This window comes from Kibdelosporangium philippinense, from assembly GCF_021390435.2.
Classification (GTDB): domain Bacteria; phylum Actinomycetota; class Actinomycetes; order Mycobacteriales; family Pseudonocardiaceae; genus Kibdelosporangium; species Kibdelosporangium philippinense.
Genome location: NZ_JAJVCN010000001.1, coordinates 1,859,410 through 1,881,681, shown reverse-complemented (window position 1 = coordinate 1,881,681; position 22,272 = coordinate 1,859,410). Strand labels below are relative to the sequence as shown.

Below are 22,272 nucleotides of genomic sequence, written 5' to 3'. Positions count from 1 at the left end.
GCGGGGACCGCGGCCTTCGCTCATAACGGCGAGGTCTCCGTTCAGGGGAACGGCCCGGGTACTTGGCGTACCCGGGCGAATTCCGTGTCAGCCTTCTTCGCCGCCGCCTTCGTCCTCGCCGAAGCCGTCCATCATTTCGCCGATCATCATGCCGCCGACGACACCGGCCGCGGCACCGGCGATCATGCCGCCCATGCCACCACCGCGGTGACCACCGTGGCCGCCGTAATGACCGCCGTGGCCGCCGAACATGCTGGCGCGCCTGCTGGCAACTTTGTCCATCCACTCGTGGAACATCCGCGCCCAGTCCAGCTCGGCCGCTTCACGGTGCGAGGCTTCCCAGCGGCCGATCACGTCTTGGCCACCGCCACCGAAGCCACCACGCTTGTCGGCCTCGAGGACAACCACCAGGCCCTCATGCGAGGCAACCAAGGTCAGTTCGACTTCGTTGATCCGACCGGCGAACTGCTGCGGCGGGTAGAACTCGATCTCTTGGAAGAACGGCAGTTCCTGCCGGATTCCGTAGATCCGGCCTGCTTCGAGGTCGGCCGACTTGAAGTGGAAACCCAACTGCCCGAAGGCTTCGAGCACGGCGTCCTGTGATTCGAGCGGAACCACGTAGACCGGGTCGAGGTCGCCTTTGTCCACGGCCTTCGCGATCGACAGCTCGGTACGCAGTCCGAGTTCCATCCGGGGCAGGCGCTGGCCGCCGACCTCGGTGATCGGCGTCTCCCACGGAACAGGGATGCTGAAGGGGATGGTGCGGTCCTGCTTGGCCGCCAGCTTCGTCGGGCCGGCGACGACGACACGGTGGAATTCCACCATGTGCTGGCCCTGGTCCCCACGCTCGACCCTGGTGACCAGCGACAACGCGATGTGCTCGATCTCGGCCTCGCCCTCACCGCCGACGATCCGCACCTCGCCGGTGAGCGTCCCGCCAGGGGTGACCCTGGGGTCGGCCAGCACGGTGTCGACGGACGGCCCGCCGACTCCGAGCTTCTGCAGCATCTTCTTGAACACCATCCGGAGGTCTTCTCCTTCACTGAACGGCAGGGGCGGACATAATGCCAACGCAACTCTAGGGCTCAGAAGTTCCGGACAAATCGCCCGCCCGGCTGACGCCCCGCGTGTCCACCGTTCCGACACCCCGTGTCCACCGTTCCAGCACACCGTGTCCACCGTTCCAGCACACCGAAATGACCATTCCAGCGCTATGAAATGCCCGGCCGGGTAGCGATGGAGCGATCAAGGCACAGAACAGACGACAGGCCGTGTCGCAACGGTGGACACACTCTTCAGCAACGGTGGACACGGCCTTCAGCAACGGTGGACACGGCATGTCGGAATGGAGGACACGGCGTGGAGCAGCGGTGGGCATGCCGCGATCTCGTCATGCGGGACGCGGAATAGCGGGCGCAGGTGCTCGTTACACCTCCTATGTCGAACTTCGTTTCCGAGTGGCAGGACTGGCACACCCGCCGCGAGCAGGACCTCGCCCAGCCGTACGGCTGGCTGGCGTTGACCTCGCTCGACTGGCTCGACGAAACTCCACGCACCTACGGCGACGTACCCGGGGTCTGGTGGCAGGACCAGGACGCGGCCTACGTCGACCCGCAAGGCAAGGACCTCACCTACACCGGTGAACCGATCACCGGCGTCCGCAGGTTCGAGCTGATCAACAGCGGCCCAGGAACCCGGGTCATCGCGGGCGACGTCGAGATCGAGGTGGCGAGGCGTTCCGGCTATCTGATCCGCGTGCACGACCCGAAAGCCAAAGCCCTGCAGGACTTCCGCGGCGTCCCGGCCTACGAGCCGAAGCCCGAGTGGGTACTGCAAGGCAAGTACGAACCGTTCGACGAACCACGCCCAACGACGGTCGGCGCGGTTGTCGAAGGCCTCAGCCACGTCTACACCGTGCCAGGAATCGTGCGCTTCGAATTCGACGGCCAAGAGCACACCCTGGCCGCGTTCAACGGCAAAATCCAGGGACTCACGCTTCTCTTCACCGACGCCACAAGCGGTGTCACGACGTACGCGGCCAACCGGGAAGTACGGATCCCCGAAATCGCCGAAGACGGCACGGTCACGATCGATTTCACCCGCGCGCTGAACCTGCCGTGCGCGTTCACCGAGTTCGCCACGTGCCCGTTGCCGCCTGCGGGCAACAACCTGCCGTTCGCGGTGGAGGCCGGGGAGAAGACGCCTTACTGAGCCCTGAGGTTCCAGGTCGCTATCTCGGTACGGGTGCTGTAGCCGAGTTTGTTGAGGATGCTGCGCACGTGTGACTCGACAGTCCGCTCGGACAGCACCAGCCGTTCGGCGATCTGCCGGTTCGACAGGGCCTGCCCGACGAGCTCGGCTACTTCCGTTTCACGGCGGGACAGCGGGCTTGCGTTGGACGCTCCGCGAAGCAGCGTGTCCGCGGCAGCTAGCGGTTTGGGCATGTCGAGGCGGCGGAACTCGGCCGCCGCCTCAGCCGCCAGCCGACGCAGTTCGGGTATGTCGGTATGCTCGCCTCGTTGCAGCAATGCCTTGGCCAGCCCCAGTTTGCTCAACGCGAGGAACGGACGAGCGCCAATCTTCGCGTTCATCGAAACAGCATCGCGGTAGTGCCCGATCGCCTCGGTCACGCGGCCTGTCGCGAGCGCGAGATCGCCGACCCACCGGGCGGTCGAGCCGCCACAGAACGCCGCGCCCGATCCGTCGGTCCCGAAGTCTGGTTCGAACGGCGCGAAGATGCGGTAGACCTTGTCGGCGGTCGGCACGTCGTCGAGCAGGATCGCGCAGATCCCGATGTGGTAGACCAACGGCGCCCATCGAGGTCCGATTTGGACAGTATCGGGCATGTGCCGGAACTCTTCGAACGTCGCCGTCGCCGCGGCCATGTCTCCGGCCAGTGCGTACGTGATCGGCGTGAACACCCTGGCGAGCACGACGTCACGCACGGATCCGAGTACCGCGAGCACCGCGGCCGCGTCCTCATCGCTGATCGAGCCGCGCAGCAGGTGGATCTGGTTCAGGAACGCGAAATACAGGCCTGCTGTGGCCTCGGTGTCGATCCGCTCGGCGATCCGGCGCGCCGATTCGTTGTACTCGATCGCCTGCTCGATGTCGCCGACGAGCGCGGCTCGCGTCGCACGCAACCTCGTCACGTGCCACCACGCCAACGCGTGCTGATTGGTTGTGGCGAACTGTTCGATCTGGCCGAGTTCGTAGTCGACCGCGGCGAGGTCGCCACGCTGGAACGACGCGTCGACCAGCCAGACGTGCCCCCACATCGCGGCAAGCGGTTGCCGTGCCACCTCGGCGAGTTCGACGGCGCGCTCGGCCAGTTTCGTGCGCTCAGCGAGGAATTGCGGCGCGCACAAGGTCATGTGTCGTGAGTGGATCCCGTCCAGGATCGCATCGGGGTCTCCGCTGGCTTCGGCCACGGCAAGCGCTTCGGCGGACAGCTCTCGGGACCTCTCCGCGGCCGTACCTGTTTCGGCCGCAGCAAGCGCTCGCTTGGCCAACAGCCGCGCGCGGATGGCGTCGGGTTGGGGCGCCCGCAACGCGGCCGCGCACATTTTGTCCACTGTGGTCAATGTCTTGCTGTCACCGAGTCCGGTGATCACGAGTGCGGCCTCGGCAAGTAGTGCCGGGTCAAGCCTTGCCGCTTGTTCACAGTGGACAAGGCTCGCATGGATCTGCCCGGCCATGTACTCGGCCTTGGCCAGCTCCAATGTCAACTGTCCATCTGGGAACTGCAACGCGAGCTTGGCGAACTCGACCGCCTCCTCGTACGCCAGATCGTCCATAGCGGACGCGGCGGCCTTGCGTGCCCAGTGCACGGTCTTCGTCAAATCACCAGCACGCCGCCAATGGTTGGCGACCTGCCCGGCCGTACCGGACTCCTCCAGAGCTTCGGCGGCACGCTGGTGTAGCGTCAATCGTTGGGACGGCGCCAGTTGTTCGTAGAGCGCGTCACGGACCAGTGCGTGAACGAACGAAATGGACGGTAGCGCGCGAAGAATTCCCGCCTGTACCGCCTGATCGAGCAATTCACCAACACGGTCCTCGGCCAGTCCGCAGACCTTGGTCAGCAGCGGGAGATCGATCTCCTCCCCCAGCACGCTGGCCGCGCCGAGCAACTCCTTTGCCTCTTCGGGCACCCGGGCGAGCACGAGCCTGCGCAGCTCCGGGTGCCCGCTGATGTCGTGTCCACAGTCGACGAGCAGGCGCACGTACAGCGGGTTGCCGTTGGTCTTTGCTTCCAGCTGCGAAGCCATGGCCACGTCCATCGCCTCGATCCGCAGCCAGTGCGCGATGTCCTGGGTGGACAGCCCGGCCAACCGGATCGACTTGCTCACGCCCGCTCGCATCAGGTCCGGCAGGTACTCGGCCAGTGGCGTGCCGTCGGCGTCACGGAAGGTGCAGAGCACAAGCAACTTCGTCCCGGCCAGTTCCCCGGCGAGGTGGCTGAGCAGGCGCAACGACATCCGGTCGGCCCAGTGCAGGTCCTCAAGCACGAGCACCATGCCTGTCTTGGCGGTGCCGGCCAGTACATCGGTCGCGTCGGTGAACATCGCGAACCGGGCCGACGCAGAGCCCAACGCCGTGTCCGCCGCCAGAGCTTCAGCCAAACAGGGGACGTCACGAGCGAGCCTGCGCCACGGCCAGAGCGGCGGCATCCCCGGATCGTCCACTGCGTACCCACGCGCGACGGGCACGTCGTACTCGGCGGCCATCTCGGTCAGCGCCGTGGCCATGCGCGTCTTGCCGATCCCGGCATCGCCGCTGACCAGCACCAACCTGCCCGATCCTGATGACGCGGACAGCAACGCGGCTCGCAGCTGGGCGAGCTCGTCCGCGCGTCCGACGATCGGCAGATCCATGCCATCAGTATCGCTACCGGGGGCAAGTTCAGTACCAATCCTCGGTACTGACACTGATCCGCTCAGTGCCGCGTGACCAGAGACTTCTTGGCATGCACGCACAACTCACCTACTTCGACGGACCCCGTAGTCCGGAAGAGATCGCTGCGGCCGAATTCGCCGGCACGCACCGCATCGAGCCGCTGATCGCCACGTTCGACAACGTCAGCAGCTACGTCCTGCAGCGCGAGGACGGATCGTGGTTCACCGTCACGATCGCCGACAGCGAGCAGACCCTGCGCGAGATCCAGAAAGCGATCATGAGCATGGACCTGCTGCCCGGCGAGGACGTCGCCCTGCTGCGCGGGCCGGACCGGGTCGAGCTGTTCCCTGTGGTCGCGGCACACCTCCAAGGAGCATGAGATGACCACCGCAGTCACCCTTCCGGCAGGCACCTGGGTCATCGCCCCGGGCAGCAGCGTCGCCACGTTCGTGGTCGGCGGCAACTTCGGCAAGCAGGCGAACGGCACCGTGCCGATCATCGACGGGTCCGTCGAGGTCGGACCGGACGGGGCGCCGACGTCGGTGCGCGGAACGCTGAACCTCAGCGCCATCGACACCGGCATTCCCCGCCGTGACCAGCACCTGCGTAAGCCCAGCCTGCTGGACTTGGACGCGTACCCGACGATGACGTTCCGGTCAACCGCGGTCACCGCGACCGACGAAGGCTGGCACGTCACCGGCGAGCTGGGCGTTCGCGGCATGCTCGCGCCGATCGAAGGCGACCTCCGGTCGTCCGTGACGGACGAGGGCACGGTACTGATGGTCGCGACCGCCAAGTTCGACCGCAGGCACATCGCGTTGCGGGCGCCCCGGTTCCTGATCGGCCGGATCGTCGACATCACGATCACCGCGAGCGTGCGTCATGTCGGCTAAACCACCGCCCCACTCCCGGTCCGGACTCGCTGGCCTGTTCGCTTGGGCGCACGCGCTGCGCCTGGACAACGCCGGTCCAGCAGGATGGCCACGGGCCCAGCAGTGGCTACTGTGGACACCGTACCTGCGAGCAAGCCAAGTAGCAGAGCCAATGCGAAGTCAGCAATAGAACCATCACCGAGGATGAGCAGCGCCCCGAGGACAAAGAGGACACCAATTCCGGTGTTCACCGTACGCGGCAACGTCTGCAAAACAGCGGAGCCGACAGTTCTCGCGAACGGATCCTTCGGGCGCTTGCCCCTCAGCTCACGAACCCGGTCGAACACAACGACGGAGTCGTTGACGGAATATCCGATCACGGTGAGCAAAGCGGCAAGGAAGACGCCGTCCATGGTTTTGCCGAGCCACGCGAAAATGCCCAGGATGATCACAACGTCCTGGGCAAGCGCGGCAACCACCGCGACGCCAAGCCGCCAGTCGAACCGGATGGCCAGGTAGGTCAACTGGGCGGCGACCGCGAGTCCCAATGCGATCAGGGCCTTGATCCGCAGCTCTGCGCCGAGACTCGGGCCGATCTGCTCATCCCTGATCTGGGTGGCTTGTCCCTTTGCCGAAATAGCGTCACGGATCCGTTCCATGGCTGCCTGATCGATCGGCTCGGTCCGCACCGAAACGGTGTTGTTGCCCGAGGATTGCACGATCGTCCTTGGGAAACCGGCCTCTGCCACGGCTTCGCGGACTTGGTTGGCGTCGGCCGAGGTGCTGTATTCGAGGACGCGCCCACCGGTGAACTCGACGCCGAGCTTGGGTCCAGCGAATATCATGCCCGCCAAGGCAATCAGCACTGCGGCGGCGGCCGCGACCAACCATGTGCGCGGTGTGGACAGGAAGTTCGGGCTCCCGCGGTTCACCCATTGCCTTACTCGGCCGTCCCTGGTCAAGCCGGAGATTTTGGGCGAGCTTACAGAGAAATGCATGAGCACACGGGTCAGGACCAAGGTGGTGAACATCGCCGCCAGCACGCCGATGGTCAACGTGACGCCGAAGCCTTGCACGGGACCGGATGCGAGCAGGAACAGCAGACCTGCGGCGATCAGGGTCGTCACGTTGGAGTCGACGATCGCCGACAGGGCGCCCTTGAATCCTTTCTCGATCGCCTTGGGTAGCGGGCTATCTCGTTCCTCTCGGACCCGTTCGAACACGAGAACCGTTGCGTCGACCGCCATTCCAATCGCGAGGACGAACCCGGCAAGACCGGGCAAGGTCAGCGTTGCCCCGATGGCTAGCAATGCCGCGTACGAAACCAAGGCGTAGCAAAGCAATGCGAGTACGGCGATGAACCCGGCGAACCAGTAGACGATCATCAGAAATGCGGCCGTGAGTGCCAACCCGATGACCGCGGCTCGGACACTGTCCTCAATCGCCGCCACGCCAAGAGTCGGGCCGACCGTCCGCTGCTCGACGATTTCGACCGGAACTGGGAGAGCGCCCGCGTTGATGAGGAGGGCCAGGTCCTTCGCTTCGGCTTGGTTGAACTGTCCGGTGATCCGGATCCGGTCGCCGATCATCCCAACGTTGCACTGCGCCCGCACGTCGACTTGGGGCGCGGAGATCACTTTGCCGTCAAGGACAATCGCGACCTGTCGCCTCGGGTCGCCAGCCGGAAAGCATGCGGCTTGGCCGGTCAGCTGCTCCCATTTGGTGGTCGCGTCGCTAGCGAAGCCGATGCTGACAAACCAGCCTGGGCCTTCTTGCGGGTTCGTCTCATGCCGAGCGTCCTCGACTCCTTCGCCAGTCAACGCAACGGGCCCGAGTTGCTCGGCCGGGCCAGTTACGGAATGGAAGGCCAGTTGAGCGGTTTTGCCAATGGTTTCAACAGCCTGTTTGGGATCTTGCAGGCCTGGGAGTTCGATGATGATCCGGTTGTCGCCGGAACGGGCGAGCATCGGTTCGGCAACACCGAGCGCGTCGACCCTGCGCCGCAACACTTCCAGGGTCCGCTCGGTGGCTTCGTCGTCAACCTCGGCTTTGGTTTCCAGAACGACCTGCGTACCCCCACGCAGGTCCAGCCCCAGACGGGGCGCGGTGGTGAGAAGAAGGTAGACAGCCGCGGCAAGGACGACCAGGCACGTGATCACGCGCCCAGTCATCCTCGGCCGCGCTTGTGCGCGCGACAAAGAAGGCTCCTATATGGATTGTCGGACAGGGTGCTACGCAACGACCTGTCGGACTGGCGGAGCACGACCATCCGCAACCAGAAGCACGGCGTCGCGCGAAACCAGCGGCACAACCTCATCTTGCACACCAAGCGGCATCAGCACGGGCTCGGCGGTCTGGGCTTCGGTGCGGCACTGCACTTTCAGCAAACCGGGGTCGGCCGCGGGCCGTCCGACATCCCTGACCGGCGGAATCCCGTGCACCACCGACTGATCGAGCGCGACGGTCTCAGTATCGGATTCGCGGTCGGAAGGAACATTGGCCGCAGGGTGCCCCACTTCCGTGACCGGCACAGACCCTTTGGCCACGAGCACACCGAGCGACACAAGGACAGCAGCAACCAGCAGCAGAAGCAGGCGCCGGGCTGTCATGCCGCCACTGTACTCAATCCCCCCACACGACAGCCACAACCTCCTGCACCGGCTCCAATTTCAGTTCCGGCAACGGATCCGCCGCGCCGAGCAAACCGAGCGCCATCTCCACGTAACGCCTGGCCAAGTCGTCCAAAGTGAACGGACCATCTGGCGAGTACCACCGGGAAATCCCGCTGCACATCTCCAACAACGCCAACCGTGCCACTCGGCGGGAACTCGGGCGCAGCTGCCCGCGCGTGCAGCCATCGTCGATCGCGGACTGCCACAAGGCTTCATACGCGTCACGCAGCGAAATGATCTCCGGCCGTCGCGCATCCGACAGGGCACGGATCTCGCCATCGACCACCCGGGTTTCCAACTGTTGCGACGCGTGCGTGAACACGTGCAGCGCGACCAGGCGGGAAATACGGTCGAGCGGGTCCGAGGCATCCGAGGTCACCCGCTGGGCCGCGGTGATCAGGCGTTCGAGGCTGCCGCGCATGATCGAGACCAGCAGGTCTTCCTTCGTCCCCATGTAGTGATACAGGGTCGCCGAGGACAGGCCTGCGGCCTCCGCCAGGTCGCGGATGCCGGTGCCGTGGAAGCCTCTGGTCGCGAAGAGTTCGATCGCGGCCTGGCGCACCCGGCGCTCCGTGGTCTGCGACATCACTACCCCGCTCTCTTGACCGGCTCGGCAGGCCCAGCTTACCGTCAGGGTCTATCGATCGATCGATCGAACAACGGGAGGATGTGCGGTGGTCGTCGACTACGAATGCCGGGACGGCGTCGCCCGTATCCATCTCAACCGGCCGCAACGCCTGAACGCGGTCGTGCCCGCGCTCACCGAAGGCCTGCTCCAAGCCCTTGACCAGGCACAAGAGGCCAGAGTGATCGTGCTGGCCGGGCGTGGCCGCGCGTTCTGTTCTGGTCACGACCTCAAGGAGCCGACGCCGGCGGAAACCAGCCTGGAAACCCGGCAGCGCCTTGCACAGATCCAGGATGTGACCAGGAAGATCAGGGCGTTCCCCGGGATCGTGATCGCCGCGGTGCACGGTTACGCGCTGGGCGCGGGCTGCGAGTTCGCGCTTGGCTGCGACCTGATCGTCGCCGACGAGCACGCCCAGTTCGGGTTTCCCGAGGTCGAGGTGGGGTTGAGCGTCACGGGAGGCATCTCCGCGCTCCTTCCCAAGATCGTCGGGCCGGCCCGCGCCAAGGAACTCCTCGTGCTGGGTGAGCGCATCCCCGCCGAGAAGGCCGCGGCCATGGGCCTGATCAACCGGGTGGTACCTCCGGGCGAGCACGAGAAGGTCGCGCTGGAGATGGCCGCGCAGATCGCAGACAGGCCGCCTGTCTCGGTCAGCTTGGCGAAGCAAGCACTTGATCGAGGCCTGGACGCCACGTTGGACGAAGCGCTGGCCACCGAGGTCGACCATGCCATCCTGACCAGCGTGTCCGGCGAGTACCGACATGGCTGACCTGGTCGAAGTCGTCGCCGAAGCGGCACGGAAATGGCCTGCGAGAACCGCGTGGACCTTCGATCCGGGCAGCCGGTTCACCTTCGCCGAGGTGCACGAGCTGTCATCGGGTTACGCACAAGCGCTGCGAGACAAAGGAATTCAGCGAGGCGACCGGGTCGCCGTGCTGCTCCGCAACCAGCCTGAGTTCCCGCTGATCTGGCTCGCCCTGATCAAGCTCGGCGCCGCGATGGTCCCGGTCAACGTCAAGTACCGGTCCGTCGACGCGTCCTACCTGCTGCGTTCCTCCGAAGCCGCGGCCGTGGCGACCACAGAGGAATTCCGGCCGCTGCTGGAATCCATCGACGCGCCACCAGTTCACTACGTCGAAACCCTTGCCCCGAAAGCAGGTTTCGTCCAGGGACCAGTCAGCCGAGTGGTGAACATCCAGTACACCTCCGGCACCACCGGCAACCCCAAGGGCTGCGTCCTTTCCCACGAGTACTGGCAACAGCTCGGCCAGAGCCTGGTGAACCACTTCCCTTACCTGTCAGAGAACGACGTCATGCTGACGGCACAACCGTTCCACTACATCGATCCACAGTGGAACGTGATCACCGCGTTGCTCGCCGGGGCGGAACTGGTCATAGTGGACGGATTCCATCCGTCCAGCTTCTGGGCCAAGGCCAGGCAACACCACGTGACCTACTTCTATTGCCTCGGCGCCATGCCAACCCTGCTGCTGAAAATGGCGCCAGACCCAGCCGACCGTGATCATCGGGTCCGGGTTGTCCAGTCGTCAGCGATTCCGCCGACGCTCCACAAGGAACTCGAAGACCGCTGGGGCGTCGGCTGGTACGAGGCGTTCGGGATGACCGAGACCGGCGCGGACATCCGCATCACGGACGAGGATCACGACTCCTTCATCGGAACCGGTTGCCTGGGCAAGCCCGCCCCACACCGCGAGGCCAAGATCGTCAACGGTGAATTGTTGTTGCGTGGTCCGGGAATGATGGATGGCTATCTCGGAAAGCCGGACGTGTTCGACGACGGCTGGTTCCACACGGGCGACCTCGCTCGGATCGACGAAGACGGGCGCGTCTACCACCTCGGCCGGATCAAAGACATGATCCGGCGCAGCGGCGAGAATATCGCAGCGCATGAGGTCGAGGAAGTCCTGATGAGCCACCCCGCGGTACGGCTCGCGGCAGTGGTCGGCGTGCCGGACGAGATCCGTGGCGAGGAGGTCAAGGCGTTCATCGTGGGCGATGTCACCGAAGCCGAACTCACGGAGTTCTGCTCGGACCGTTTGGCGTCGTTCAAAGTTCCGCGATACTGGGAATTCCGGACCGACCTGCCGCGTACGGCGTCCGAACGCGTGGCGAAGGAGCGGCTGCGGTGAGCTTCAAATGGGACAGTCCGGTGTTCTTCGACGAACTCGATCTCAACGGGACACTGCACAACTCACGGTTCGCGGTGCACGTCGAACGCGCGCAGTCCGCGTTGTTCGAACGGCTCGGTAAAGGCTGGGCGCAGTCTGCCGACCGCGACGAGGATTTGAGGTACGTGGTCAGGGAACTGCATATCGAGTTCCTCGCCGCGTTCACGTCACCGGGAATCCTGCCGATCGAGCTGACCGCCGACAAGATCGGCACAACCAGTGCGGTCTATGGATTCCAGTGTGGACACCATGCTCGCGGTTATCGGGTGATCGTCAAAGTGGACACTGAGGGCAAGCCGACCCCGTGGAGTGACTGGTATCGGGAGATGTTCACGGAGCTGCAGCAATGATCAAAGCCGATCTCCTGCTCAAGAACGCCAACGTGATCACCTTGGACGGTCCGGACACACGAGAGGTGGCCATTCTCGGCGACCGGATCGTGGCCCTTGAGGAAGTCCCTGCCCGACAGGTCATCGATCTCGACGGCGCCACGGTCACGCCCGGATTCCACGACGCCCACAACCACATGAGCTGGTACGGGCTCACCCTGTCCGAAGTAGACGTCCGGGTCACCAGCCTTGACGCCCTGTACGCCGCGATCGCGCAAGCACCGCCGGGTGAGTGGATCATCGCGTCGGGTTACGACCAGAACAAGTGCGGCGGCCATCCGACCCGTGAAGGCCTCGACCGCGCCGCACAAGGCCGCAAAGTCCTGGTCAAGCACACCTCCGGGCATATGTGCGTGGTCAACTCGCCTGTCCTGAAGGAACTTGGGATCGCCGAGCGGGCGATCGAAGTGGACGGCGGACTGGTCGTTGTGGACGGTTCCGGCAGGCCGACCGGTCTGCTCCAGGAACAGGCCCAGCAGCTGGTGAATCCGCTGATCCTGCCGTACCCAGTGGGCACTTTGGTCGACGCGATCGACCGCGCCGGACAACGGTACCTGCGGGAAGGCATCACGAGCTGCACCGAGGCCGGGATCGGCGGCGGCTGGATCGGCAAGTCCCCTGTCGAGCTCGAGGCCTATCACCGCGCCCGTGAGCAGGGAAAACTACACGTCCGAGTGGAGCTGATGGTCGCCGCGGACGTCCTGCACCCGGTGACCGAGCTCGGCATCGGCCTCGATCTGGGAATCCGCACCGGCTTCGGCGACGACTGGCTGAGCATCGGCCCGGTCAAGGTCTTCTCCGACGGCTCGCTGATCGGCCACACGGCTGCAATGTGTCACGACTTCTCCGACACACCAGGCGAACGCGGCTACCTGCAAGGAGATCCGGACGCGCTCAGGTCCACAATCCTGGCGGCGCACAAAGCGGGCTGGCGCGTGGCGACACACGCGATCGGCGACGCGGCGATCGACCTCGTCCTCGATGCCTACGCAGCCGCTGGTGACCCGACAAGGCGGCACAGGATCGAGCACTTCGGAGTGGCCCGGCCGGATCAGGTGCGCCGAGCGCGCGATCTTGGCGTGATCCCTGTGCCACAAGGACGGTTCGTCAACGAGATCGGCGACGGAATGCTGCGCGCCCTCGGGCCGGAACGTACACAATGGGCATACCGGCAAAGGTCCTTGTTGGACGCTGGGATCGTGGTACCTGGCAGCTCCGACCGGCCAGTCGTCACCGGCGCTCCCCTGCTCGGCATGCACGACATGGTCAACCAACAAACGGCCTCGGGCGTCCCGTTCAACCCATCGGAAGCGATCACCGGGCTGGAGGCGTTGCGCGCCTTTACGTACGGCTCGGCATATGCGTCCAAACAGGAACATCGGAAAGGCACGATAAGCGTGGGCAAGCTGGCGGATCTGGTGGTGCTTTCGGACAGTCCGGCCACCGTGGAACCCGGCCGCATCAAGGACATCGAGGTGCTGCGGACCATGGTCGGCGGGGTGTTCCGGTGAAGCTCGTCCCCGCGACCTCCCTGCCAGATCTGGCGCAGGTCCGAAAGATCTATGAGGACGGTTTCAGCGCACGCCTGCGTACCCCGTTCGAGGACCTTCTCGCTGACCGCGCACTGGTACTGACCGATGGTTCCCCTCGCGGTTTCGCCGTACTGCGCGAACTAGGCCCGACGGGCTGGGTGTTCCTGCGGTATTTCGTGGTCGGCGAGCGGGGTCGTGGCCTCGGCGCGGTCCTGTGGGACGAGGTTCGCCGGGAAATGGCCGGATTCACGCGGATCGTCTACGACGTCGAGGACCCTGCCGAGGACGGCATCGACGAGGCCGAGCGGACGATCCGCGAGCGCCGAATCTCGTTCTACACGCGACTCGACGCGGTCTTGTTGCCCATCAAGGGATATCACCAGCCCAATGAGGACGAACCGCACCCGATGCTGCTGATGGCCGCGGATCTGACGCAGCCTCAGACGGCGCCGATCGTGGGCGATGACCTGCGGGACACGATGCTGGCGGTCTACCGGTACCGCTACGGCTTGACGGCCACTGATCCAGTGGTGAGCGACACCCTGAGAGCCAGCGGCCTGTCCGGGACGTAGACTGCGGGGTCTAGCCCGAACAAAGCAGGACAGGAGCGGCGGTTTGTCCGCAGAACGCCCCGACGCGGCCGATGTGGTCGCCGAGGATGTAAGAGCAGCGGCACGCCGGTTCGCCGGAGTCATCGAACCAAGTCCATTGCAGCGCAACGAGCGGTTGTCGCAGCGGTACGACTTGGACGTTTGGCTCAAACGGGAGGACCTGCACAAGGTGCGCTCCTACAAGGGCCGCGGCGCGTACAACCTGCTCAGCAACCTGACCAAAGAGGAGCGCGAGCGCGGCGTCGTGTGCGCCAGCGCAGGCAACCACGGCCAGGGTGTGGCGTTCGCGTGCGCCTCGCTCGGGATCTCGGCGCGGGTGTACCTGCCCAGGACCACGCCACGGCAGAAGCGCGAACGAGTCGCGAGCCTCGGCGGCAAGTTCGTGCAGATCATCGTCGAAGGCGAGACGTACGACGAGGCCGCGGACCTCGCGCACACGCACGCCCAGGCGACCGGCATGACGCTGGTCCCGGCATTCGACGACCCCCGAACGATCGCTGGCCAGGGCACGGTCATCAAGGAGGCGATCGAGCAGCTCGGGCGCGCGCCCGACACCGTGATCGTCCCGGTCGGTGGCGGCGGGCTGCTGGCAGGCACCTTGATCTGGCTGCGTGAGAACCATCCCGAGGTCACCGTGATCGGGGCCGAACCGCTCGGCGCGACCAGCATGGCCGCCGCCCTGGAGCACGGCGGGCCGGTCGACTTGGACCACCTCGATCCCTTCGTGGACGGCGCCGCGGTCCGCAAGGTCGGGCAGCACACGTTCGCCGTGGTGAACGCCGGGCGGCCACGCCTTGTCGCGGTGCCGGAAGGCCAGATCTGCGTCGAGATGCTCGACCTGTACCAGTCCGACGGGATCATCAGTGAGCCCGCGGGCGCGCTCGCCACGACCACCCTTGGCCTGCCGCTGGGTCTCAAGCCGGGTTCGACGGTCGTGTGCATCTTGTCGGGCGGGAACAACGACGTCAGCCGGTACGCCGAGATCGTCGAGCGGGCGCTGGTGTTCGAGGGCCGCAAGCACTACTTCCTGGTCGAGTTCCCGCAGGAGCCCGGCGCGCTGCGCCGGTTCCTCGACGACGTCCTCGGCCCGGACGACGACATCACGCTGTTCGAGTACGTCAAACGCAACAACCGGGAGACGGGACCCGCGCTGGTCGGCATCGAACTCGGCGCTCCGGAGAACCTCGAGGCGATGCTCAAGCGGATGAGCGCTGTCCCCCATCGGATCGAGCGCGTCCCGCCGGACAGCCCACTTTTCACGTTCGTCGTTTGAGCGTGCCCGCTGGTCATTAGGGTGGCGCGCATGAACGCAACGCCCAGCCGCAGGTCGATTCTGAAAGGGGCCGCGCTCGGCGCGGCCGCCATCGCCGGGTCGTTCCGGGTATTCGACTTCGAAGCTGCCGCCGCGCCCGCGTCCAACGGGATTTTCGGGTACGGCGTGGCCAGTGGCGATCCACTGGGGACCGCCGTGGTGATCTGGACGAGAGCCACACCACCCTGTGAAGGCAGACAAATCGCGACGCCCGGCAGCGGGCTCGGCCGCCCGATCTTCGTGCGCTGGGAGGTCGCACGAGACCAGGCGTTCCGGCATGTGATCAAGCGCGGCGGAGTGCTGACATCCGCGGCCTCCGACCACACCGTGAAGGTCGACGTCACCGGTTTGCGGCCGTACACACGCTACTACTACCGATTCCACGCCGAAGGTGAGACGAGTCCCGTCGGCCGCACACAGACTGCGCCTGACGAGCGCGATCGCTTGCACGCCTTGCGATTCGGGCTCGTGTCGTGCAGCAACTACACCGGCGGCTACTTCGCCGCGTACCGCGCTTTGGGACAGCGCGACGACCTCGATTTCGTCCTGCACCTCGGTGACTACCTCTACGAGTACGGCAATGGCGCCGACCGGTCCGGGCCGCCGGAGCTGATCGGGGTGCGCGACGGCATCCCGGAAACCGAAACCATCGACCTGACCGGGTACCGGCTGCGGCACGCACTGCACAAGGCCGATCCGGACCTGGCATTGGCCCACCGGCAGCATCCGTTCATCACGATCTTCGACGACCACGAGGTCGCCGACAACGCGTGGAACGACGGTGCCGTCAACCATTCGCCCGAGACCGAAGGCTCGTTCCAGAGCAGGCGAAAGGTGGCGTATCAGGCGTACCTGGAGTGGATGCCGTTCCGGTTGCCGGAGCAGCGCGTGATTCCGCACCAGGGCACCAGGTTCTTCCGCAGCTTCAGCTTCGGGCCACTCGGCGATCTGTCCGTTCTGGAGACTCGCCAGAACCGGACAGAGCAGGTGAACGTGCCGCCGTTCTCGACGCGAGGCGGTGGTTTCATCCCGATCGGCGCGCCCGAAGTAGAGGCTCAGCTCAACGACCCGGCCAGGCATTTGCTAGAGTCGGAGCAGATGACATGGCTCAAGGGCTCGTCGCGCGGCAAGCCATGGCACCTGATTGGCAACCAGACCGTGTTGAGCCCATTGATGATCCCCGGGCCGTTGTTGAACCTGCCACCCACCATGACCTTGATCAACTCCGACCAGTGGGATGGTTACCGCGCGCAGCAAACAGAACTGATCAACCACATCGCTGCCGCGTCGAACAACGTGGTGGTGCTGACGGGCGACATCCATTCATCGTGGGCGGTCGAGATCCCGTCGAAGGCTTCGGCGGACTACACTTCGGTCGGTGTCGAGTTCGTCTGTCCTTCCGTGACAAGCGACGGCTTCTACGAACTGGCCCGCACAAGGGTTCCCGCCGGGACACCACCGGAGACAGTGGTTGCCACAACGCGGCAACTCACCGGTGTGTTGAGCGGCCGTAACCCGTGGATCAAGTACCTCGATGGTGTCGGTCACGGCTATGCGTTGATCGACGTGACACCGGATCGGGTGCAAGCCGACTTCCACCACACGCCCGTGCCGACGACCGCCCAACCTGACCCACGCGTGCACAAGGATGTGACGACCGCGTACACCACCAGCTGGCAAACCCTTGCTGGGACAAAGAAAGCCACTCTGGCTGCCGGTCCGGTCGGCGCCAGGCCAGACGAACCGGCCTAGGTTTCCTCGTGAGTGTTTTCGCCGGTTCTAACCGGCGAAAACACTCACGAGGATTTCAGCCAGCTTCGGCAAGGTCGTTGAGGGCAGCGACGACCACGTTCCATGCGATCCGTACCGTGTCGTCTTCCGGTGTGTATCCCTGCGTGATCTGTTTCTTCGGATGAACCAGATTGCGATGATCCCGAAGCACGTGCGCGTAGTCACTCACGTCCTTCGCGATCCACTTCTTCTCTTGCGCCAGATTGATCAACGATTCGAGGTGGTCACTGGGTCTAGGACCTTCACCGCGCCTGCTGATCGCGAACTCGTAGAGCACACCTTCAAGAAGGCTGCCAAGCATGATGATCGCTGCCGTGCACGCGCCCGCACTCCAGCACGTGTGTGCCTCGTCCAACCTCGCCCTGAGGTGCTTGCCGAATTCGGCATCGCTGACGATGTCGCCAAGATCGGCGACGAGCTCGATCGGCTCACGCATCTCCGGTCGTTGCATGGTTTGCGGGCGCTCAACCAGTTTCGGTCTGCTGCCCGAGTACACGACCTGATACCCCTCGACGGCAAGCAACTGGTTGAGCTCCTTGACGACCAACACACGGACGTCGTCCTCGTCGAGATACTCCCGCGGATCGGCGAGCCGGAGAATGACGCCCTGCAGTGCCTGCGAATCGCGGCGTCGTCGTTTGAGCATGTCCGAGACCCACGCCCGGCGCGGACCTTCCACCTCGCCAACGCGGCGCCACCCTGCTGCTTCAAGGAATGCCGATATCTTGTAACCAGGGCGGTAGTACGGCGTGCTGTCATCGCCACAGATCAAACTTGCCAAGCGGTCGAGCACGTTGTCGTCGAGTTCCACTGCAATCTCCGCGGTGTCGTTCACTTGTCCCCTCCTCGCGGGTGGATGCCTCGTTCGTCAAGCCGCTGCCACAGCGGCGCCAGCTCTTTTTCCGGGTCGAACTCGAACTCGCTTTCCCTGATCCGGACCACTTCCCAGCGCATTCGACGCAGCTCGAGATCGCGCCGCGCGTCGGAGGCTTGTTGGGTAAGCGAAGTGTGCCAGCGGTGCCCGTCACACTCCACGGCCAACCTGCCTCCATCCCCGACCACAACGAGGTCCAGCCGTCGGGTGCCGACAGCGTACTGCGGCACCACGTGGTGGCCGCGTTTCTTGATCTCCCGAAACACCCGCTGCTCGAAGAGTGACTCGAACGGCTCGCAGTGCTCCGTCTCGCTGACCTCCTCCAACGCCGGCGAAGTACCGAAAACCGATGGCGGGTCGAGCATGTAGCTCGCCAGTGAGGCCCGAAGATCTCCAGGCTTGTACTCATGCGGCGGAACCGAAGTGAACAGCCACATCTGGTCCTTCGCCCGGCTCGCCGCGACATTGTAGATCTGTTGCCAGATCGGTGCCGCCTGGGACCTCGGCGCCTCGGTGGCCACTGTGGACAAAAAGATGATGTCGCGTTCATCGCCCTGGAAGTTGGGCGCGTTGCCGACCCGGATCTCCCGCGCAGCGCGTTCCTCCGCACTGATAGCGGCACTGATCTCGTGTTCAAGGAGTTTGACTTGGCCGGTTCCCAAAAGGACTACGACGCCGAATGTCTTGCCCTGGTAGCGCGGATCCGCGATACAGGACACCATTTCGTCGACTATCCGTTTTGCCTCTACGGTATTACGCCTTGCCGCGTCCCTTCCATCGACGTACGCGTCCTCAACATGCACAACCTTCAAGGGGTCCAAATCTGCCGCGGTCCGTTCCCGCAACGGAATCAGGCTGCTGTCGTCCTCGCCGTAGAACTCGCGCGATGACCAGTTGATGATCTCAGGCATACACCGGAAGTGCTCCCTCAGCCGGACGACGGCATTCTTCCCTGACCGCGCGGTGAGCACGCCGTACAGGTTCGACTTGGAGGTGAAGGCTGTCCTGATGTCGTTGTCTATGTCCGCGAGGTGGTTGCGCAGGCTCTCGAAGAGATCGTCCAGTTTGCTCATCCGGTTTTCACCTGGAGTGCACTGCTTGTCGTCACCTACAACGATCACCCTGGGCGCCATCCACAGCAGGAAGAGTTGCTCAAGACCGACTTGGCTGGCCTCGTCGACGATCACGACGTCGAACGCGTCCTTGTTCGGGGTGATGTTCTCCAGCAGATTGGGCAACGGGACCACCCACGCGGGCACTGCGTCCTTGGCTTTCTCCATGGCTGCCCGTGCGGCTTTGCGGTACTCACGGGCCTTCTTTCCTGAACCCGCACCAACATTGCGCATGTGCTCGCCGTAGCTGCGTAGCGCCCTGGCGTGCAGGTCACTCATCCGGCTCACACACGCGTGCAACGCCTCCGCAGCGGCCAACTGCGTTGTCAGTTGCTTGACTCTGGCCTCGGCCTGGTCGAATTCGCGGACAAGCCGTCGTTCCTCATCGGCGTTGCGCCACTTCCGCACGAACTGCTGCGCCTTCGACCACGCCCATGCCGAAGCCAACTGATTCAGTCTGGTCTCCCACTCCTCTTGCCCGGCAGTACTTTCCAGTACGTCGTACAGCACGGGGTGGATCCCACGTAGTGTCCTTGCCAGACTCGCCCGATGGTGTTCGTCCGCGTGCTCGGCTCTGGCCGACGACACCGCGTCCAGCCCACGACGGTAAGCCTCGGGATCACGTGCGCCGATGGCTTGAAGTAGGCCCCCCAGTTCCGGACATGCCGCAGGCATGGTCGCAAGCCCGTGGACCCTACGATAGAGCGCGTCGACTTGGGTCCGCGCCTGTTCCAGTTCAACGTACTTCAGCGCCCCGGGCACCGCGTCCAACACCGCGGTCAGGTTCGCGACGGTGGACACATCGATAGCGAGCCCAGAGCGGACCAGTTGATCACGTACACGGTCGTGTTTCTCTCCGAGCTGTTCTGCGGCAACAAGCATCTGCTCGTTGTCGGCCAGCTCGGACAACGTCCACGTCAATCCATTCTCCGGCAGAACGACGCCAGCTTCCGCCCACTTGCGCACCAGTTGTGCTGCAGCGACTTGGGCCTCCAACTGCCCAAGGGCGGCTTCTAGTTGAGGCAGCTCAGTCGGTGGCTTGCCATCGACACGGACAGCGGCGAGGAAGTCGGCCGCCTGTTTCTGTGCCGCAGACTTCGGCAGTACCGAACGTAGCTTTCTGCCTTGTGCCACGTGATCTCTGAGCTGCTTACCGGCCTGCAGCAGGCCACGACCGGCACCAAGGCTCTTGAACGGCTCGATCTCGACCTCGAACGAGACGCCTCGCGTCTGCAGCTGGGCCTGCAGGCGAGCGGCCTCACCCAGCACCTCGTACAGATGGCCCCACAGTCCGGTTCGCCGTCCCGCGAGCCGGTCGTCGACCACTCGTCCGACCCAGTCCCGTTCCGGTCTCACGGTGTGGTCCGCACCGAAACCGAGTCCCGCCAGCAGCATCCGGACCTCGTCGCGAAGTCCCTGCAGGTCACGTAGCCGATCGAGGCCGAGCTCGGCAAGCCTTGTCGTTGTCTCACTGGTGTCGGTGTGTGCTGTTTCGAGGGCCTGACGTTCCGACAAGATGGTGTCCGCGAGCTCACCCGCTTGCGGCAACTCGTCTGCGGATGGGATCTCCTGACCTGCTCGTGCACGACGAGCTGGCGTGTCGGAGCGCAGCAACCTCAAGAGCGTCAACAGTTGCGGGACTTGCAATGGCGGCAAGTCCGGCAACGACGGATCCACTGTGGGTATCCAGTCGCAGGTGGGAGCGTCGCGTTTGACCTCACGAACGATCTCGGTCAACGTCCCCGCGTACTTGGTCGCGCTGAAACCCGGGGTCACCGCGGGATGTCTAACACTCTCCACCTCACGTAGTTCCCGAATCCTGTTGTTCAGACCGGCGGCACGAGATCGCATCTCATGCCGTTCGGCTGCAAGTTCCCTGATCTTCTTCGGCAACTCACCCGTCGTCGGTGAGGCGATCGCGTTGGACAGCGACTGCAGTCCTTGTTCGAGCTCCTTGGCCGCGTCCCTGCTCCCACCCGCGAGCAGTACACACAACTTGCGCAGTTCGTCCGGGATCTTCTCCCGCAGCACTTTGAGTGCCTGATCTTTCTGACTGGTCACCAGTACTCGCTGGCCTCTGGCCAGCAGCGCCGACACGAGATTGGCGATGGTGTGCGTCTTTCCTGTGCCTGGCGGTCCTTGGACCACCACACCGGTCTCGGTTCGCAGCAGCTCGATAACGCGCATCTGCTCATCGTTGGTCGGCAGCGGAAAGAGCGGATCGGTGCCGAGCACGTCCCCGGCTGCGGCGCCCTGCTCCATGAGCCACGTTTGTCGTTGCTCAGTATTGGTTTCCGCGACCAGTTGGGCGAGCGCCACAGGCACCTGCGCGCCCGGTTCACGCAGCGCTTCCGCGATTCGACGATACGCTTCGGCGAGCAACGCACGGCTACGCGGCCGAAGCAGCAATGCCGGCGCGCTGGACACCGTCAGTGCTGTTGGCAGCGTTTTGTCTCGTCGCCGTGCCGCAGTGGATTCGAACGGCACATCGAGTGTGAGTCCAAGCCAGTCGTGCGTGTACCGCATGACCTGGTCGCTGAAAATGTCGCCGTCACAATCGAGCACGTCCTGTCTCACGGCACGGCCTCGATCAGCGTGGTAAACGTCCTGGCCAGCAAATATCTCCTTGTCCTCGAATCGTCTCTTCCCGCTGACGAACGAAACTGTTATCTCGGCCGTCAACCGATCGAGGTTAGCCAGGACAGGCTCACTCACCAGGTGACGGCGGATACCTTCACCGTCCGGCGCTTCCCATTGCACCAAGCCGACAGCCAGGACGAATTCGTACTCGTCATCTTGCTGTTCCAGCTTTTTCGCTGCCTCTTCCAGCTGCTGATAGAGCTGCCGCTTGGCACGCTCCCTGACTTGTTCCTTCGACCACGACCGCCAAGCTGACAACCATTGCGTAAAACCTCTGACCACGCTGTTTGGTGGTTCCCGCAGTTCATCGGCCGGCGCGCCCGCTGGACCGCGCTCAATCAGAACAGGTTCAAGGCCATCCGCACCACGTGGCAGATCCGAGTGGATCCAGCCAGCCACATCTGCTGGTGGCGGTGGTTCAGGGACGATCTTCGGTGGCCGAACCCTGAGCACGACGTCGTCGGTTGGCCGCTGGTTCAGCTGAACGCCGTCCGGCAGTTCGTCCAGCCAGACAATTGGTTCCGGCGCGCCGGATTGATCCGAAAGTATGTCACGTACCGGATCACGCTCCGCGGCATCAGTGACCTCGGCCAGATACTCCATCAAACTGGTCGTTTTCCGCAGAGCGTCGTCAGCGGGCGTCGCCGTCATAACCACTGGATCCCCTCCTCGAAAGCAACAGGAGATCCTGTCAACAAATGCCTACGAGCACAAGGTCGTACGACAAGTAACGACCAGTTGGATGACTGACCGCATA

The 22,272-nt window shown here is 64.4% G+C and carries 17 protein-coding genes; 10 read left to right on the top strand and 7 right to left on the bottom strand.

What is annotated here, in order from left to right:
- Window positions 1-87: 87 nt before the first annotated feature.
- On the bottom strand, window positions 88-1,023 hold the full coding sequence (locus LWC34_RS08690) for a sporulation protein (RefSeq protein ID WP_233724485.1): 936 nt from the start codon (window positions 1,021-1,023) through the stop codon (window positions 88-90).
- 414 nt (window positions 1,024-1,437) lie between these two features.
- Here LWC34_RS08690 and LWC34_RS08685 point away from each other — a divergent pair, with 414 nt between their 5' ends.
- Window positions 1,438-2,211, top strand: coding sequence for a DUF1684 domain-containing protein (locus LWC34_RS08685; RefSeq protein ID WP_233724484.1), 774 nt, complete (start codon window positions 1,438-1,440; stop codon window positions 2,209-2,211).
- Here LWC34_RS08685 and LWC34_RS08680 read toward each other — a convergent pair.
- Window positions 2,205-4,874, bottom strand: a complete 2,670-nt coding sequence (locus tag LWC34_RS08680; RefSeq protein WP_233724483.1) for an ATP-binding protein — start codon at window positions 4,872-4,874, stop codon at window positions 2,205-2,207. The genes LWC34_RS08685 and LWC34_RS08680 overlap by 7 nt on opposite strands.
- Before the next feature lie 92 nt (window positions 4,875-4,966).
- Here LWC34_RS08680 and LWC34_RS08675 point away from each other — a divergent pair, with 92 nt between their 5' ends.
- Together LWC34_RS08675 and LWC34_RS08670 are read left to right on the top strand one after the other, a co-directional pair.
- Complete coding sequence (locus tag LWC34_RS08675) at window positions 4,967-5,275, top strand: hypothetical protein (RefSeq protein WP_233724482.1); 309 nt, start codon at window positions 4,967-4,969, stop codon at window positions 5,273-5,275.
- Between the two features lies 1 nt (window position 5,276).
- Entirely contained in the window at window positions 5,277-5,789 is a 513-nt protein-coding gene (locus LWC34_RS08670; protein WP_233724481.1) for a YceI family protein, read from the top strand.
- Here the strand turns inward: LWC34_RS08670 and secD are convergent.
- From secD to LWC34_RS08655, 3 genes are read right to left on the bottom strand one after another with little or no spacing between them, the layout of a single operon-like run.
- Window positions 5,786-7,966, bottom strand: coding sequence for a protein translocase subunit SecD (gene secD, locus LWC34_RS08665; RefSeq protein ID WP_233724480.1), 2,181 nt, complete (start codon window positions 7,964-7,966; stop codon window positions 5,786-5,788). The two genes, LWC34_RS08670 and secD, sit on opposite strands and share 4 nt — an antisense overlap.
- A 33-nt stretch (window positions 7,967-7,999) precedes the next feature.
- Complete coding sequence (locus LWC34_RS08660) at window positions 8,000-8,377, bottom strand: hypothetical protein (RefSeq protein ID WP_233724479.1); 378 nt, start codon at window positions 8,375-8,377, stop codon at window positions 8,000-8,002.
- Window positions 8,378-8,390: 13 nt separating this feature from the next.
- A complete protein-coding gene (locus LWC34_RS08655) occupies window positions 8,391-9,026 on the bottom strand; it encodes a TetR/AcrR family transcriptional regulator (RefSeq protein ID WP_233724478.1) in 636 nt (211 codons plus the stop codon).
- Window positions 9,027-9,114: 88 nt separating this feature from the next.
- On the opposite strand from LWC34_RS08655, the gene LWC34_RS08650 reads away from it, so the two are divergent.
- The 7 genes from LWC34_RS08650 to LWC34_RS08620 all read left to right on the top strand — a co-directional run bounded on the left by LWC34_RS08650 (window position 9,115) and on the right by LWC34_RS08620 (window position 16,850).
- On the top strand, window positions 9,115-9,834 hold the full coding sequence (locus LWC34_RS08650) for an enoyl-CoA hydratase/isomerase family protein (RefSeq protein ID WP_233724477.1): 720 nt from the start codon (window positions 9,115-9,117) through the stop codon (window positions 9,832-9,834).
- A complete protein-coding gene (locus LWC34_RS08645; protein WP_233724476.1) occupies window positions 9,827-11,215 on the top strand; it encodes an AMP-binding protein in 1,389 nt (462 codons plus the stop codon). Before LWC34_RS08650 ends, LWC34_RS08645 begins: the two co-directional genes overlap by 8 nt.
- Window positions 11,212-11,604, top strand: a complete 393-nt coding sequence (locus LWC34_RS08640) for an acyl-CoA thioesterase (RefSeq protein ID WP_233724475.1) — start codon at window positions 11,212-11,214, stop codon at window positions 11,602-11,604. Before LWC34_RS08645 ends, LWC34_RS08640 begins: the two co-directional genes overlap by 4 nt.
- Window positions 11,601-13,154, top strand: a complete 1,554-nt coding sequence (locus LWC34_RS08635) for an amidohydrolase (RefSeq protein ID WP_233724474.1) — start codon at window positions 11,601-11,603, stop codon at window positions 13,152-13,154. Before LWC34_RS08640 ends, LWC34_RS08635 begins: the two co-directional genes overlap by 4 nt.
- Window positions 13,151-13,747, top strand: coding sequence for a GNAT family N-acetyltransferase (locus tag LWC34_RS08630; protein ID WP_233724473.1), 597 nt, complete (start codon window positions 13,151-13,153; stop codon window positions 13,745-13,747). The genes LWC34_RS08635 and LWC34_RS08630 overlap by 4 nt, the downstream gene beginning before the upstream one ends.
- 73 nt (window positions 13,748-13,820) lie before the next feature.
- Window positions 13,821-15,059, top strand: coding sequence for a threonine ammonia-lyase IlvA (gene ilvA / locus LWC34_RS08625; RefSeq protein ID WP_233726388.1), 1,239 nt, complete (start codon window positions 13,821-13,823; stop codon window positions 15,057-15,059).
- Between the two features lie 30 nt (window positions 15,060-15,089).
- Complete coding sequence (locus LWC34_RS08620) at window positions 15,090-16,850, top strand: alkaline phosphatase D family protein (protein ID WP_233724472.1); 1,761 nt, start codon at window positions 15,090-15,092, stop codon at window positions 16,848-16,850.
- 55 nt (window positions 16,851-16,905) lie between these two features.
- Here the strand turns inward: LWC34_RS08620 and LWC34_RS08615 are convergent, their stop codons facing one another.
- Entirely contained in the window at window positions 16,906-17,724 is an 819-nt protein-coding gene (locus LWC34_RS08615) for a hypothetical protein (RefSeq protein WP_233724471.1), read from the bottom strand.
- Entirely contained in the window at window positions 17,721-22,166 is a 4,446-nt protein-coding gene (locus tag LWC34_RS08610; RefSeq protein ID WP_233724470.1) for a PDDEXK-like endonuclease domain-containing protein, read from the bottom strand. The genes LWC34_RS08615 and LWC34_RS08610 overlap by 4 nt, the downstream gene beginning before the upstream one ends.
- Window positions 22,167-22,272: the final 106 nt, after the last annotated feature.